This window comes from Colwellia sp. KS18-150, from assembly GCF_057551365.1.
In genome coordinates this window covers 25427-41549 of the sequence record NZ_BAAJMC010000025.1, presented here as the reverse complement: position 1 = coordinate 41549, position 16123 = coordinate 25427, and the positions used below count along the sequence as shown (strand labels likewise).

The following is a 16123-nucleotide window of genomic DNA, read 5'->3' as shown; positions in this document are numbered from 1 at the left end:
AATTACTAGGAACAGAGAAAACTATGTCATTAAACTTTTTAGACTTTGAACAACCAATTGCTGAGCTTGATGCAAAAATAGAAGAGCTTAAACTTGTTAATACAGGTCAAGAGTTAGATCTTGATTTAGAAGAACAAATTACTCAGTTACGTGAAAAAAACAAAGAGCAAACCCAAAAGATTTTTGCTAATTTGGATCCTTGGCAAACAGCTCGAGTTGCTCGCCATCCACAGCGTCCTTATACGCTTGATTACTTGCCACGTATTTTTACTGAGTTTGATGAATTAGCTGGTGACCGAGCTTACGCAGATGACAGCGCACTTATTGGTGGTACTGCAAGATTAGACGGTAAACCTGTTGTGGTTATAGGGCATCAAAAAGGGCGCTCAACATCAGAAAAAGTAAAACGTAACTTTGGTATGCCTCGTCCAGAAGGTTACCGTAAAGCATTACGCTTAATGGAAATGGCTGAACGTTTCAATATGCCAATAATTACTTTTATTGATACTCCTGGAGCTTATCCAGGTATTGGTGCTGAAGAGCGTGGCCAAAGTGAAGCGATTGCACAAAATTTAAAAGTTATGGCACGTCTTTCTGTGCCAATTATTTGTACTGTTATTGGTGAAGGTGGCTCTGGTGGTGCTTTAGCTATCGGTGTTGGTGATAGAGTGAACATGTTGCAATACTCAACCTATTCAGTGATATCTCCTGAAGGTTGTGCTTCTATTTTGTGGAAAACAGCTGAAAAAGCTTCAACCGCAGCTGCCGCGATGGGAATTACTGCTCAGCGCATTAAAGAATTAGAGTTAATTGATAATATTGTTGAAGAGCCGCTAGGTGGCGCGCATCGCGATATGGATCAAATGGCTGCGATGTTAAAACAAGCAATTAAGCACGATTTAACTGAGCTAGAAGCGTTAGACAAAGAACAATTGATTGAAAAACGTTACGATAGATTAATGTCGTTTGGTTATTGTTGATCATCAGTTTCGAAATGATAAGATGAAGCTACAATTATTTGTAGCTTCTTGCTTTTATGATGAATGAAATAGAACAAGCACTACTTCTTGCTATTAAAAAGCAAACTGACACTCCTATCATTATTGCCTTTAGTGGTGGTGTCGACTCACAAGTATTACTCCATGCTTTAGCGTCATTAAAACGACAATCCTTACTTTTAAATCCTATTAGCGTATGCCATGTTAATCATGGTCTGAGTACAAATGCCCAGCAATGGCAAGAGTTCGCTAAACAGCAATGTCAGCTTCATTCATTGCCTTTAACAATTTGTAAAGTAAATATCAAACCGCAAGCGCAACAGTCACTAGAAGCGCTTGCTCGTGATGCTAGGTACCAAGCACTAACGACTATTTCATCAACTCCTTCACTTATTATTACAGGTCATCATAGTGACGATCAGGCAGAGACATTCTTACTGGCTTTGAAACGTGGCTCAGGTATAAAAGGGCTATCTGCAATGGCTAGTGAAGTGAAGCATGGCAACAATCTGATTGTACGTCCTTTACTCAATATTAGTCGCCAACAAATTGTTGATTATGCTAAAAAGCATCGATTAACTTGGGTTGAAGATGAATCGAATAGCGATAATCGTTTTGATCGAAATTTCATCCGCAATGATATTATGCCGCTGTTGACAAAGCGTTGGCCAAGTATTGCTAATACGATGAATCGTAGCAGTGAGCATTGCCAAGAAGGGCAGTTATTATTAGACGAATTAGCGATGCAAGATCTCAGCTTGTGTCAACATGATAAAGATGGCCTATGTGTAGTAGCATTAAGTCAATTATCAATGGCTAGGTTTAAAAACCTTATTCGTTATTATCTAAGTATACGCCATTGTTTAATGCCAAGTACTGAGCAGTTAACTCAACTACACCAACAACTTGGCGCTGAGAAAGATAAAAATCCAAGCGTTAAAGTAGGGGAGTGTTACTTTAGGCGCTATAAATCGGTGATATATTTAACTGAAGAGCTTAGCGATATTAGTCACTGGCAAACGGATATCGACTTGAGCGTTAATAATCAGATTATTAACTTACCAGATAACCTTGAGAATATATCAATAATTAAAAAACAAGCAGGGTGTAGCGAACAGGAAAATAATGCTGAACTAAATGTATGCGTTGTGGCAGCACCGACAAAAGATTGTAAAGTGTCGATTAAATTTAGCCATAACAATCCCACTTGTCAGCCAGATTATCGCAATCATTCCCGTAGTTTGAAGAAAGTATTACAAGAGCTCAACATACCACCTTGGCAACGTAAACGTGTGCCGTTTTTATATTATGATGAGGTACTTGTTGCGGCGTTAGGATATTTTGTTTGCCAACCTTATTTACCAAAGGTTGGTGAGGAAGTCATAGAAATTATTAACTAATCAGCGCTTGGTATGACTAATAAAAAGAAAGTAGCAAGATATTAATACTTCACAATACCGAGTGTGTTATTTAATATCTCGCTACTTATCATTGATACCAATCCACATAAGAAAGTGCTTACTTCTTTATGCGAAATAGTATCATTATTGGTTCCTTGTTATATGATGAGAAGCTGCAGCAGTAAATACCACATCCGTAGAGCTATTGAGTGCAGTTTCTGCTGAATCTTGAATCACGCCAATAATAAAACCAATCGCGACTACCTGCATTGCAACATCATTAGGCACACCAAAAAGGCTACACGCTAACGGAATAAGCAGTAACGAGCCACCAGCGACACCTGAAGAGCCACAAGCTGAAATTGACGCTACAACACAGAGTAATAATGCTGTTGGGAAATCAATAGTTATGCCTAAGGTATTGGCTGTTGCTAATGTTAATACCGTTACGGTAATGGCAGCGCCTGCCATATTAATAGCTGATCCTAAAGGTATCGAAATAGAGTAAGTATCTTCATGTAAGTTAAGTTTTTTACATAAGGCTAAATTAATTGGCACATTGGCCGCTGAGCTTCGAGTGAAAAATGCCGTAATCCCCGACTCTCTAAGACAGGTGAAAACTAATGGGTAAGGGTTAGTTTTAGTAATAAGATAAACAATTACTGGGTTTACGATTAAAGCGATAATGAGCATAGAGCCGACTAATACTGTTAGTAATTGAGCATACTCAGAAAATACTGAAAAGCCTGTACTAGCAATAGTATTGGCAACTAAACCAAAAATACCTAGCGGTGCAAAACGAATAACAAGCCTTACAATACTCGTTATTGCTTCACTAAAATCATGCACCATAGATTTTGTGCTGTCATTAGCTTTTTTCAGCGTTATACCTAAGCCTATTCCCCATGCTAACACCGCAATAAAGTTACCATTTATAATAGCTTGGATGGGGTTCTCTACTATTTTAAATGCCAATGTTGTTAGTACTTCACCTAGTCCTTGTGGGGGATTAGCTGTTGCCCCCGCGATATCTAAGGTTAATGAAGTAGGAAACATAAAACTCAATATAACCGCAACAAAAGCAGCACTGAGTGTACCTATTAAATATAGGATGATAATAGGTTTTACTTTGGCGTCATTATTTTGTTTTTGATTGGCAATCGATGAAATGACTAAAATAAAAATTAAGACTGGCGCGACCGCTTTTAAAGCATTAACAAAAAGTTGCCCTAATACTGAAAATGATTTGGCTACCTCAGGTGCTATTGTCGCGAAGATTGACGCTATAACGATGGCTATGATTATTTGAGAGACTAAGCCTAGTGAGAGCAGTTTAGTAAATAGAGAGGTGTTTGACGTTGCGGTTTGGTTATTTGACATATTTGCGCCTGATTATAATAGTTATGAGCCGTTTTTTAACATTGCCTCGCGACTTTGTCTAGTGATTAAGGGTAAACAGCTTGTATTAGGGCATGGGGGCTATTGGCAATATTATTTGACGATATAAGATAGTTATTTGTTTTTTCCATCAAAACCCAGTTTAAATTAAGGTACAATTGCCGCATATTAATCCTGTTCCCCTTTGGTTGGAGAAACTATGCCTAGCGAACAAGCTATACAGCAACGAAGTAATAATAGCTGCGAATTATGTACATCAACAGATAACCTCACTGTTTACCCTGTCCCCCCAACTAGCGACTTGAGCGCTCAACAAAGTGTTTATCTTTGTCATACCTGTCAAAGTCAAATTGAAGGGGAAAGTGAAATAGATATAAATCACTGGCGCTGCTTAACCGATAGTATGTGGAATCAGGAGCCTGCTGTACAAGTCATGGCTTATCGTATGTTACATAAATTATCTACGGAAAGTTGGGCGCAAGATGCTTTAGAGATGATTTATCTTGAAGATGATGTGAGAACATGGGCAGAGCAAGGTATTGCCGCAGCGCAAACAAATGGTCCAACACGTGATAGCAATGGCGCTGAATTACAAGATGGCGATAATGTCACCTTGATAAAGGATCTAAAAGTAAAAGGTGCCAACTTTACTGCTAAGCAGGGGACTATGGTACGTGGGATTTCATTAACTGAAAACCCAGAGCATATTGAAGGGAAAGTTAATGGTACGCGTATTGTATTAGTAGCCGCGTATTTGAAAAAAGCGTAAATCGTTTTTAGTTATTTCATTATGTACATGGCAATAAAAAAGGCTATTACCTGATAAAGGGAATAGCCTTTTTTCTTAAGTTAACTTATTTTTATAAGTTATCTTTTCGATATGTTTCACAAGCCTCTTTATCTTCACATTCACCATATAGGTATAAGCTGTGGTTAGTAAGATGAATCTTATGAGATTTAGCAATATCAGATTGTCTTTGCTCGATAACATCATCTTCAAATTCAACCACTTTGCCACACTTTAAGCAGACTAGATGATCATGATGCTTCTTGTGAGCTAATTCAAATACTGACTTACCACCTTCAAAATGATGTCTAGTAACAATACCTGCATCATCGAATTGGTTTAATACGCGATAAACTGTTGCTAAGCCGATTTCTTCATGTTGCTCCAGCAAAATTTTATAAACATCTTCAGCACTAATATGTTGATTGTTTGGATTTTGTAAAATAGTTAAAATTTTAATACGTGGCAGGGTGATTTTTAATCCGGCTCTTTTTAATTCTTCGTTTTGATCTGCCATGTAGATAAATTCTCTATTTTAGGTATTAGCGATAAAAATAAAAGTATAGGATGTTATTAACTTTGGTGAAAGTGTTTGTTTAACTAATTAGACATTTTTTAGCAATAAAAAGCACAAAAGCCCAAATAATGAGCTTTTGTTGGCACTAATAGCGCTAATAACCTTGTGTTTTATAAGGTTTATTAAGATAATTCTGCTAAGCACATCTCATCATTAAGTTGATTAACCCATTGAGAAACACGCTCTTCAGTTAACTCTGGTTGTCTGTCTTCATCAATACACAATCCAATGAAAGTATTTTCATCGACTAGGGCTTTAGATGCTTCAAATTCATAACCTGCTGTTGGCCAGTTACCGACAACAATACCACCTTTACTTTCAACAATGTCACGTAAAGGCTCCATAGCATCACAAAAATACTCAGCATAATCTTCTTGATCACCTAAGCCAAAAATTGCCACCAATTTATCGGTAAAATCTACTTCCTCTAGATCAGGTAAAAAATCATCCCAATCACACTGGTTTTCACCATAATACCAAGTAGGGATGCCCAAAATAAGCATATCGAACTCTGCGATTTCTTCTTTGGTACTTTTAGCGATGTCTTTAACATCGATCATTTGTTTACCCAGCTTTTTCTGGATCATTTTGCTTATAGCTTCAGTATTACCGGTATCACTACCGAAAAATAAACCTACGATTGCCATGGGAAATTACCTTTACTTCGTTTAACTTTGATTAATTTTGTTCATTTGCTAATGATTCTATCAATAACAATTCGATTAATTCGCTACGGCTAACCCCTTTAGTTTTAGCCAAGTGCTCTAATTGTTCAAATAAGCTTTGATGTATTTTAAACTCTACTCGCTTTAAACCTTTATTTTTGTCTCTTTTAACTTGATTGCGCTTATTTATTCTAATTTGTACATCACGAGAATGTGGGCTCGTTTTTGGGCGACCCGGACGTTTCTCATCTTGAAATAAGTCAATCGTAGTTAAATCACTAATTTCTTTTGCCATTAGCCAACCCCCTGACTTTCCCAGACGAATTGAATAATGCCTTTGGCAATAAAACCAGCACAACCTAAAAATAATACAAAATATACAACTAACTTGCCCATTTTAGGTACATCATTTTTGTTCATCACATCATGAATGGATAAACCAATGAAACCGAAAATAAAAAGAAAAAATAAATTGAGACCGATAGCTTCTATCAGCTCTAAATGTTCAGCTAGCATGCAAGTATGTGTTTAAGCCTAAAAAATTGGCGGCACTATAGCATAGTGTTAAAACAAACTCATTTACTTTCATAATACTTGTAGATAAAAATTTTAACCTGAACCCTTGCTAAATTTTTTGATCTCCATCAAAAGTATTAAATTAGAGGGTTAGCTTGATAAAAAGTCGACGACAATTTTATTAAAAGCAACGCTCTTTTCAGCATGAAGCCAGTGGCCAGCTCCTTGAATTATTTTAGCTTTAGCATTAGGAAATAGTGTTGTTATAACGGCTTGATGCTTAGCTGAAATATAATCAGACTCTCCACCTTTGATAAACAAGGTGCTACCATTAAATGAATGTGAACTCTCTATGCCTTGCATTATCTGTGGGTAAGCTTGAGAAATATTTTCAATATTACATTTGAAGTGAAATTTCCCTTCTAGAACACTGGTGATATTGCGAAGTAAAAATTGTCTAACACCAATGTTGTCAACATATTCGGCTAGTTGTTGATCGGCATCTTTACGACTGCTTACTTTATTGAAGTCTATACTTTGTAAGCCTGCGATTATGTGTTTGTGGTGATCTGGGTATTTTACTGGGGCAATATCCGCAATAATAAGTTTTTGAATTCTTTCACTGTAGTTTAGTGCAAGTTGCATGGCAATTTTTCCACCCATTGAGTGGCCAAGAACAATACACTCCTTAATTGCTAAATGATCTAACAAGCTAATTACATCTGATGCTAATTCATCATAACTCATACTTGGCTTATGAAAGGAGTTACCATGATTTCTAACATCAATACTGGTAACGCAGTAATGCTTAGCGAGGGTTTTCGCAACCATATTGAGATTTTCTAAACTGCCAAAAAGCCCATGTATTAAGATAAGGTGTTCACCTTCACCAAGTTGCTGATAATTAAGCAGGTCCATTGAGTTACACTTTGTCATTTGTTTATTTATACCAAATATAAAAAAATATTTTAACTTATCGCAATTTTATCATGAAATAAAAGGTAGTTTGGGTATAATCTTGCCGCAATTAAACTTTTGCTGTTAGTAGTGGGATTATTAATGAAAAATATCGAAATAGATGAAGAGCTTTATCAATATATTGTATCGAATACTCAAGCAATAGGTGAAAGTGCTTCTAGCATATTGCGTCGTATGCTGGAATTGAATGTAGTGACTAATAATGCAACTACCGAGCAAGTAGCAAAACAAGATACGCCATCATCTCAAAATGAAAATGCGAATGAAGATACTCAAGTAAGTAAACAAAGCGCTCCTGTAAATCAGGAAGTCAGTCGCGAAAGTGTTTTTAATTTTATTAATAAAGAAGAGTTAGCAATGCAACGGGGCGCTGTTGGCCGCTTCTTATTGATTTTAGCGGCTTTATATCGAGCTAATCCAGATACATTTACTGTTGTAACTGAAATCTGTGGTCGAGATCGTTTATATTTTGCTCATAGCGAAGCAGAGTTAGCGGCAAGTGGCAGCAGCACTAAACCAAAACAAATACCAGAAAGCCCATTTTGGGTGATGACTAACTCAAACACTACCCGTAAAAAAATGATGCTTACTAAAGCAGCGACATCACTTGGTTATGATGTAACTGAAGTCGAAAAAATACGCGATTTATTATAATGTTTTCACCAACAATATATGCTTAATATTAAGCTAGCAGTTAAATTACAAAGCAAGGAAATATAATGTCTGTGCATCCTCATGCCGGTAAACCGGTAAGACCTGAAGATAGAATCAATATTGGTCAATTAGTTAGTGACTATTTTTTACAAACTCCTGATGTGGCTATTACAGCTCAACAAGTGAGCTTTGGTACTTCAGGGCATCGAGGTAACGCCACAAAAATTAGCTTTAATGAATATCATATTACCGCCATATGCCAAGCGGTAGCAGAATACAGAGCTTCAAAAAACATTAATGGTCCACTCTATTTAGGTAAAGATACCCATGCGTTATCTGAGCCGGCTTTTGCTAGTGCCATCTCGGTACTTATCGCTAACGGTGTAAATGTTGTTATTCAAAATGATGCTTTATCAGGTGGTGGATTTACCCCAACACCGGTTATTTCTCGCTTAATCATCAGTCATAATAATACCCATGATGATAATTCGATTGCTGACGGTCTTATTATTACTCCTTCTCATAATCCTCCAACGGATGGTGGCATAAAGTACAACCCTCCTCATGGTGGACCTGCAGAAGGCGATATTACTAAACAGATAGAGCAACGTGCTAATGAGCTTATTGAATCGGGTTTGGTTGAGGTTAAAAAAGTACCTTATACGCAAGCACTGTTATCGAGTTTATTAACGAAAGAAGATTTCATTGAACAGTATGTTAGCCAGCTTGAACAAGTAATTGATATGAAGGCCATAGCTAAAGCAGGGGTTACCATTGGTGTAGATCCGCTTGGTGGCTCTGGTATCGCTTATTGGCCAGTAATTGCTGAGAAATATGGCATAAATATTAACATTGTTAACCCTGTCGTTGATGCAAGTTTTGCCTTTATGCCGTTGGATAAAGATGGAAAAATTCGCATGGATTGTTCGTCGCCTTATGCGATGGCAGGGCTTATCGCCATGAAAAACGATTTTGACATTAGTGTTGGTAATGATCCTGATTTTGATCGACATGGCATTGTCACTAAGTCTGGTGGCTTAATGAATCCCAACCATTATTTAGCAGTCGCTATTAATTATTTAATGACAAATAGAGATTGGCCAAAAGATTGTAAAATAGGGAAAACCTTAGTTTCAAGTTCGTTAATTGATCGTGTAGCGGATAAAATAAACCGTCCTCTTTCAGAAGTACCGGTAGGTTTTAAATGGTTTGTTGATGGTTTAAATGATGCAAGTTATGCCTTTGGCGGTGAAGAAAGTGCCGGTGCTGCTTTTATTGCACGTGACGGTAGCACTTGGACTACAGATAAAGACGGCTTTATTATGGCTCTTTTAGCGGCTGAAATTTTTGCGGTAACAGGTAAAGACCCTCACCAACATTATCTTGAACTAGTGAGCGAACTAGGTCAGCCATGTTATGGTAGAGTTGAAGCTGTTGCATCAATTGAGCAGAAAAAAGTGCTAACGGCATTATCTAGTAACGATATCTTGGCTGATACGCTTGCCGGTGAGAAAATTAATCAAGTACTTTCTCATGCGCCTGGAAATAATGCGGCGATTGGTGGTATTAAAGTCACCACACAAAATGGCTGGTTTGCTGCTCGTCCATCGGGCACAGAAGAAATATATAAAATTTATGCAGAAAGTTTTATTGATGAACAGCATTTGCAAACTATCATTAATGAAGCACAAGAGATTGTTAGTACAGTATTCAAATCTGCGGGATTATAACCTCCTCTCTAGAATAAATATCAAAACACACTGATAGTCAGTCGGTGTGTTTTACCTCTCAAAAGCTAAATTTAAGGGGCGTTATGCCATACCCACAAGAACAATTATCAGCAGCGAAATTACAATCTCAATTGTTGGCGACGGGTGATTTTTTACACTTAACTCGTAGTCATGAGTTTCATATGCCTGCCTTTAGTTTTGAAATTGTTAATAAAGAAAGTCTTGCCCGAAGTAAAGTGTCAGTACTTGATACAGGGATTATGATTTTTGAACCGCTTGAGTCCGTATCGACTAAAGATATAGTACTCTCTAGTGCTGTTCATGGTAATGAAACGGCGCCAATTGAAATTTGCAGCGATTTAATCAAACAACTCATTTTAGGTGAGTTAACGCTTCAGCATAGAGTACTGTTTTTGTTTGGTAATCCAGCTTCTATTAATATTGGTCAGCGCTTTGTTGAAGAGAACTTAAATCGCTTGTTTTCTGGTGGTCACTCACAAGATCAAGGTCAAGGTGCGGGCTTGATTAATAAGGAGCGGCATCGAGCCCTGTTATTAGAAAACACGGTACGAGATTTTTTTGAAGCGGGTCAAGGTGAACGTTTTCATTATGACTTACATACTGCCATTAGAGGCTCAAAAAATGATAAGTTTGCCGTTTATCCTTTTAGACATAATAAGCCTTGGGTGAAAGCGCAATTACAATTTATGCTTGCTTGTGGCGTTAATACAATCTTGTTTTCAAACTCTGCTACCACAACCTTTAGTTATTTTTCTTCTAATGAATTTGGTGCTCATGCCTTTACTGTAGAGCTAGGTAAAGTAAAGCCATTTGGCGAAAATGATAGAGATAATTTTGCTAAGGTAAGTGATAGTTTAACGGCCTTAATTTCAGGACAAGCAATACAAGTTATCGCCTATGACGAAACAGATTTTAGCTTTTTCAAAATAGATCAAATTATTGATCGCCATCATCAAGAGTTTTCTTTACATTTTGCCGATGATGTTGAGAATTTTACTGATTTTCCTGTGGGCACCGTAATTGCTACTGATGGCGATAAGCAGATTAAAACACTGAAGGAAGGTGAAGCTATCATTTTCCCCAATGCCAATGTTGCTATTGGTCAACGGGCTATGCTCACCGTTATCCCGGTAGAAATCTCTGCTGAATAAAGCTACTTATAACTCAAACTATCAAAGTTGATTAACTTAATGAGCTTTGATAGTTCTGACACATCTGTAAAAGCCAATATATTTGCTTTTCATTGATAACCTATCATCCTCCAGTGCACTATTCTAAATCAATCAGCCTAGTGGCGAGCTCCTAATTTAAATAACTGCTTAACATGCTTTAACATTTTGATTTTGCTACTTCTTGTTAACAGTGGTGATGGAAAATACTTAACTAATTAATATCTTCCATGACAAACTTGGAACTATCCAAAGTGTTTGTCTATAGTTAACTGAGAAAGTATAAGAAACATTGAAAGCAACCGAGTTAAAATAATTAACGCAAAAACACCATGCTATGGATGGAGTTTAAGGTATTAAATTCTTGTATACCTTAATGTGTGATGCGCCTATTACAGTTACATCATCAGCTCATGTTAATGAGTTAAATTAATTAGGCCAAGGTTATGAAATATTTATTGTTAGTAATTTGTTTAGGATTAATATTGCCGTCGACAGTTGCTCTTTCCGAAGAAAACGTAGCGCAAAATATTTGCCAATATATTGCCGTCGATGATAAGAAACGCCTTCGAAGTTTTCTTAAAGCGAAAAGGCTAAAAATCCGTAAAATCTTTGATGGTATTAGTTGTAACGGTAAAAACCTAGTCGCTTTTGCAGAAAATAGGAACGCCATGGAAACCGTTAGCCTACTTATTTCTAAGTTACCCAAAAAAAAGGTCAAAGCTATCATACCGACTTTATCAACCGAAGCGGTCATTTCCATTGCTAACAAGCGTATTGAATAATACTACTTAATAGACATGTTTCTCTAGAAGCTACTTTTATTGACTTATGCATTAATTTCTCTTGCAATAGGCCAGCTATTGACGCGAAATTTGCCTAGCATTAACTAAAACTATCAAGCTAGATATATATAAAGTAATTTGTCACTTTATTTCAATAAGTTAAATATCTCTTAAACCGATTTCAGGTTAGTTAATGTAAACATTCCTGTTCACTTTCTTCCAATTCAACTTAACATCATTACACGATAATCTTGAACTGCAGTTAACGTAAAGGTAATGTTTGCGGGATATATAATAATTGTTGGCTATACTAAAAAAAAGAAAAAGCCTGTATCCGCAAGTGTAACTAAATAAGAGAAAGTTATGAGTAGTGAACTTTATAATGATGGGCCGGTAGTACATAAACCTACCTTTATTGATGGCTCCAGCGTTGAGATCCCAGAATTAAAAATTTTAAAGCAAGACGGAAGCATATATGAAGGAAGTGACATGCCTGATATGGATGAAGAGCTTGCCGTTAAAGTATATGAAACTTTAGCTTTCCACCGTGTCTTAGATGAGCGTATGGTGGCATCGCAACGTCAAGGTCGATTAAGTTTTTATATGGCTGCGCTAGGTGAAGAAGCTGCAAGTGTTGGTGGTGCGGCAGGCTTGAAGTCACAAGATATGATCATGAGTCAGTATCGTGAACAGGGCGCCTTAATGTTCCGTGGCTTTAGTTTAGAAAACTTTATGAACCAAATGTTTTCTAATGAGAAAGATCTTGGTAAAGGTCGTCAAATGCCTATTCATTATGGTTCAAATGAACTGAATTATATGACGGTTTCTTCACCGCTTGGCACACAAATTCCACAGGCAACAGGTTATGCTTACGGTCAGAAACTTCAAGGATTAGATGAAGTCACCTTATGTTATTTCGGTGAAGGGGCTGCATCAGAAGGTGATTTTCATGCCGGTTTAAATATGGCTGCGGTTCAAGAAGCACCGGTGATTTTTTTCTGTCGAAATAATGGTTATGCTATTTCAACACCGTCTGACGAGCAATTTAAAGGCAATGGTATTGCTTCACGTGGTGTTGGCTATGGTATTAAAACCTTACGTGTTGATGGTAATGATATATTGGCGGTCATAAAAGCCACTCAAACAGCACGTAAATATGCTTTAGCTGAAAATGCACCCGTACTAATTGAAGCTATGTCTTATCGTTTAGGGGCACACTCTACATCTGATGATCCTTCTGGTTATCGAACCCGTGAAGAAGAAGCTAAGTGGCAGGAAAATGATCCAATTTTGCGAATGAAAAACTGGATGATTTCTCAAAACTGGTGGAATGAAGATCAAGAAAAATCGCTTTTTGAAAAGTATAGAGAAGAGGTTCTTGCCGCTGTAAAAGTTTCAGAAAAAATCAATAAACCACATATAGATACCTTAATTACCGATGTTTACGATGTTCCATCTGCGCAGCTTGAAGCGCAGTTAGCAGAAGTTAAAGAACACGTAAATAAATATCCACAAGCCTATCCATTTACTGCGGGGAAATTCTAGTTATGGCACAAATGAACATGTTACATGCCATTAATAATGCGTTAGATATCGCCATGGCAGAAGATGATAGCACCCTATGTTTTGGTGAAGATGTTGGTCACTTTGGCGGTGTTTTTCGTGCAACGTCAGGCTTACAAGATAAATACGGTAAAATACGTTGTTTCAATACTCCATTAGTTGAACAAGGCATTATTGGTTTTGCCAATGGTTTAGCGGCGCAAGGCTCTCGTCCTATCGCTGAAATTCAATTCGCCGATTATATTTTTCCTGCTTTTGATCAGATTGTTAATGAAGCGGCTAAATTTAGATATCGTAGTGGTAATGAGTTTGATGTGGGTAAACTTACCATTCGTTCACCTTATGGTGGTGGAATTGCCGGTGGTTTATATCACAGTCAATCACCAGAAGCGTATTTTGCTCATACTCCTGGTTTGAAAGTTGTCATTCCTCGAAATCCATACCAAGCCAAAGGCTTATTGTTAGCCTCGATTCGTGATGATAACCCGGTGATATTCTTTGAGCCAAAACGATTATATCGAGCATCTGTTGGCGAAGTACCAGAAGAAGATTACCAGTTACCGCTAGGAAAAGCAGAAGTTGTACAAACAGGAAGTGATATCACATTGCTCGCTTGGGGAGCTCAAATGGAGCTACTACAAAAAGCAGCGGATCTAGCATCTAATGATGGTATCTCATGTGAGGTTATAGATTTAAGAACTATTGTGCCGTGGGATATTGAAACTATTGCCAATTCCGTGATGAAAACAGGGCGTTTATTAGTGAGTCAAGAAGCACCACTAACGGCAGGTTTTGCTAGTGAAATTGCCGCCACGATCCAACAAGAATGTTTTTTACATTTAGAGTCGCCTATTGAGCGAGTGTGTGGTTTAGATACCCCTTATCCATTAGCACTTGAAAAAGAATATGTGGCAGATCACCTTAAAATATATGAAGCCATAAAGCGCAGCATAAATTACTAACCATAAACGCTAGGAAAAGAATATGAGTATTGATTTTATTTTACCTGATATTGGTGAAGGTATTGTTGAGTGTGAACTGGTTGAGTGGCTAGTTAAAGAAGGCGACAATATTATAGAAGATCAGCCAATCGCTGATGTAATGACAGATAAAGCCTTAGTACAAATCCCTGCGATGCACTCTGGCGTGATAGATAAATTGTTCTACAAGCAAGGGGATATAGCTAAAGTACACGCACCGTTATTTTCTATGATCCCTGAAGGTGATACTAAAGACACGGTAGAAAAGGCTGTTGAAACAAGTGTTGATAAAGCGCCGGTAACTAGTGAGACCACAAAGCCAGAAAAAGCTGAATCAAGTGTTGAACCTGTACAAAAGGCCGCGAATGGTAAAGCTATTGCTAGCCCTGCTGTTCGCCGTGTTGCTCGCGAATTAGATGTTAATATTTGTGAAGTTGCTGGCTCAGGTAAAAAAGGGCGAGTATATAAAGATGATGTTGTTGCTTTTGAGCAAGGTGGAAAAAATGCTCAACTTACTTCACAAACTTCAAACATAACGACAGCAATGAGTCACGTTGAAAAAATAAAAGGGATTAAAGCCGTCATGGCTAAGGCTATGGTTGAGTCAGTAAGTACTATTCCACATTTTACTTATTGTGAAGAAATAGACATGACTGAGCTAATCCAGTTACGTTTGTCGCTTAAAGAGTCAGACGTAGTTAAAGAGATGGCAAAGCAAGACATTAAGCTCACCATGATGCCGTTTTTTATGAAAGCAATGTCGCTAGCGTTAAAAGAATATCCGGTCATTAATAGCCAAGTAAATGAAGACTGTAGTGAATTAACCTATTTCAATGATCATAACATTGGCATGGCGGTTGATTCAAAAGTAGGCTTGCTTGTACCTAATGTGAAGCAAGTGCAGCTGAAGTCTATATTAGATTTAGCCGTTGATATTAGTCGACTAACCCTTGATGCCCGCAGTGGTAGAGTACAAAGTAGTGATTTAAAAGGCGGAACAATTACGATTTCAAATATTGGCGCTATTGGTGGTACGGTTGCAACGCCTATTATTAATAAGCCTGAATCGGCTATTGTTGCTTTAGGAAAGCTACAAACTCTGCCTAGGTTTAACGCTGCAGGTGAGGTTGAAGCACGTAGTATTATGCAGGTAAGTTGGTCTGGAGATCATAGAGTTATCGATGGCGGCAGTATTGCCAGGTTTTGTAATTTATGGAAATCCTATCTAGAAAAGCCTAGTAATATGTTAGTTCATATGAGCTAAACGTTATTAACCCGTTTGGTTACAAAATTTGGCTTGCGCTTCAGCAAGCCAAATTTCATCAAACTCAGGGTTATTTTTCCATAATTACTTTTAAGTTATTTAGTCCTGTTTGTAAGTCATCACCAATAATTTTTTCAAAATCCATAAACAAAAACATTAAATTTGTTGGGTAGTCCATACGACCTTCAAAACCCCAAGCGACAGTGGTTGTATTATTAGTCGATATCATCACTGTCATATAAGCGGGAGAGGTTGATTCAAATGGCGCTAAAAATCGTAACTCATAATCTATTCGCTTATTAGGGATGATACTCATTATTTCCTGTTCACCTTTTCCTACTTCTTCGTTTTCACTATCCCAAGCGGAAATAAAGCCAACCGTGCCGTCGGTACCATTAAAGGTTTTTGTCATGTTAGGATCCATTAACGCCCATTTACTATAATTATCTTGATTTTTGAGGTGTTTGATATAACTAAATACCTCAAAAATAGGTTTGTTGATGGTAACTTGTCGCTCAACTGCATAGTCACTTTTAACAAAAAGGGCGATGATGAAAGGTAGCGCAATAATTGCAGCAATAATGATGGAGAGTTTTTTAATCATTTTTATATCCAACTAGTTATGTTTAATTCATTAT

At 37.4% G+C, this 16123-nt stretch carries 17 protein-coding genes; 10 read left to right on the top strand and 7 right to left on the bottom strand.

The features are described 5' to 3' along the window. Window positions 1-23 precede the first annotated feature (23 nt). Window positions 24-980, top strand: a complete 957-nt coding sequence (gene accA, locus AC27IF_RS18410; protein ID WP_487055812.1) for an acetyl-CoA carboxylase carboxyl transferase subunit alpha — start codon at window positions 24-26, stop codon at window positions 978-980. Window positions 981-1036: 56 nt separating this feature from the next. Further along, the gene (gene tilS / locus AC27IF_RS18405) at window positions 1037-2398 is read left to right on the top strand and encodes a tRNA lysidine(34) synthetase TilS (RefSeq protein ID WP_487055811.1); all 1362 of its coding nucleotides are present in this window, start codon (window positions 1037-1039) and stop codon (window positions 2396-2398) included. Window positions 2399-2542: 144 nt separating this feature from the next. Here tilS and sstT read toward each other — a convergent pair whose 3' ends face one another. Further along, window positions 2543-3778, bottom strand: coding sequence for a serine/threonine transporter SstT (sstT, locus tag AC27IF_RS18400; protein ID WP_487055810.1), 1236 nt, complete (start codon window positions 3776-3778; stop codon window positions 2543-2545). A 217-nt stretch (window positions 3779-3995) separates the two neighbouring features. On the opposite strand from sstT, the gene AC27IF_RS18395 reads away from it, so the two are divergent. Beyond that, window positions 3996-4565: a PhnA domain-containing protein gene (locus AC27IF_RS18395; protein ID WP_487055809.1), complete on the top strand. Its 570-nt coding sequence runs from the start codon at window positions 3996-3998 to the stop codon at window positions 4563-4565. A 91-nt stretch (window positions 4566-4656) separates the two neighbouring features. Here AC27IF_RS18395 and fur read toward each other — a convergent pair whose 3' ends face one another. The 5 genes from fur to AC27IF_RS18370 all read right to left on the bottom strand — a co-directional run bounded on the left by fur (window position 4657) and on the right by AC27IF_RS18370 (window position 7259). Beyond that, entirely contained in the window at window positions 4657-5100 is a 444-nt protein-coding gene (fur, locus tag AC27IF_RS18390) for a ferric iron uptake transcriptional regulator (RefSeq protein WP_487055808.1), read from the bottom strand. 182 nt (window positions 5101-5282) lie between these two features. Then, on the bottom strand, window positions 5283-5807 hold the full coding sequence (fldA, locus tag AC27IF_RS18385) for a flavodoxin FldA (RefSeq protein WP_487055807.1): 525 nt from the start codon (window positions 5805-5807) through the stop codon (window positions 5283-5285). Between the two features lie 31 nt (window positions 5808-5838). Continuing rightward, entirely contained in the window at window positions 5839-6120 is a 282-nt protein-coding gene (gene ybfE, locus AC27IF_RS18380; protein ID WP_487055806.1) for a LexA regulated protein, read from the bottom strand. Further along, window positions 6120-6341, bottom strand: a complete 222-nt coding sequence (locus tag AC27IF_RS18375; RefSeq protein WP_487055805.1) for a DUF2788 domain-containing protein — start codon at window positions 6339-6341, stop codon at window positions 6120-6122. The genes ybfE and AC27IF_RS18375 overlap by 1 nt, the downstream gene beginning before the upstream one ends. 150 nt (window positions 6342-6491) lie before the next feature. Then, on the bottom strand, window positions 6492-7259 hold the full coding sequence (locus tag AC27IF_RS18370; RefSeq protein WP_487055804.1) for an alpha/beta fold hydrolase: 768 nt from the start codon (window positions 7257-7259) through the stop codon (window positions 6492-6494). Between the two features lie 141 nt (window positions 7260-7400). Between AC27IF_RS18370 and seqA the strand changes: the two genes are divergently transcribed. From seqA to AC27IF_RS18335, 7 genes are all read left to right on the top strand, one after another. Beyond that, a complete protein-coding gene (gene seqA, locus AC27IF_RS18365) occupies window positions 7401-7973 on the top strand; it encodes a replication initiation negative regulator SeqA (RefSeq protein WP_487055803.1) in 573 nt (190 codons plus the stop codon). Window positions 7974-8038: 65 nt separating this feature from the next. Beyond that, window positions 8039-9703 (top strand): phosphoglucomutase (alpha-D-glucose-1,6-bisphosphate-dependent), encoded by a 1665-nt coding sequence (gene pgm / locus AC27IF_RS18360; RefSeq protein WP_487055802.1) that lies wholly within the window; start codon window positions 8039-8041, stop codon window positions 9701-9703. An 83-nt stretch (window positions 9704-9786) separates the two neighbouring features. Beyond that, on the top strand, window positions 9787-10875 hold the full coding sequence (gene astE, locus AC27IF_RS18355) for a succinylglutamate desuccinylase (RefSeq protein WP_487055801.1): 1089 nt from the start codon (window positions 9787-9789) through the stop codon (window positions 10873-10875). Window positions 10876-11339: 464 nt separating this feature from the next. Then, complete coding sequence (locus AC27IF_RS18350) at window positions 11340-11678, top strand: DUF3718 domain-containing protein (RefSeq protein ID WP_487055800.1); 339 nt, start codon at window positions 11340-11342, stop codon at window positions 11676-11678. Window positions 11679-12041: 363 nt separating this feature from the next. Continuing rightward, the gene (locus tag AC27IF_RS18345) at window positions 12042-13223 is read left to right on the top strand and encodes a thiamine pyrophosphate-dependent dehydrogenase E1 component subunit alpha (RefSeq protein WP_487055799.1); all 1182 of its coding nucleotides are present in this window, start codon (window positions 12042-12044) and stop codon (window positions 13221-13223) included. 2 nt (window positions 13224-13225) lie between these two features. Continuing rightward, window positions 13226-14203 (top strand): alpha-ketoacid dehydrogenase subunit beta, encoded by a 978-nt coding sequence (locus AC27IF_RS18340; protein ID WP_487055798.1) that lies wholly within the window; start codon window positions 13226-13228, stop codon window positions 14201-14203. A gap of 22 nt (window positions 14204-14225) precedes the next feature. Further along, complete coding sequence (locus AC27IF_RS18335) at window positions 14226-15485, top strand: 2-oxo acid dehydrogenase subunit E2 (protein WP_487055797.1); 1260 nt, start codon at window positions 14226-14228, stop codon at window positions 15483-15485. A gap of 70 nt (window positions 15486-15555) precedes the next feature. On the opposite strand, the gene AC27IF_RS18330 is transcribed toward AC27IF_RS18335, so the two are convergent. Next, window positions 15556-16089, bottom strand: coding sequence for an SRPBCC family protein (locus tag AC27IF_RS18330; RefSeq protein ID WP_487055796.1), 534 nt, complete (start codon window positions 16087-16089; stop codon window positions 15556-15558). Window positions 16090-16123: the final 34 nt, after the last annotated feature.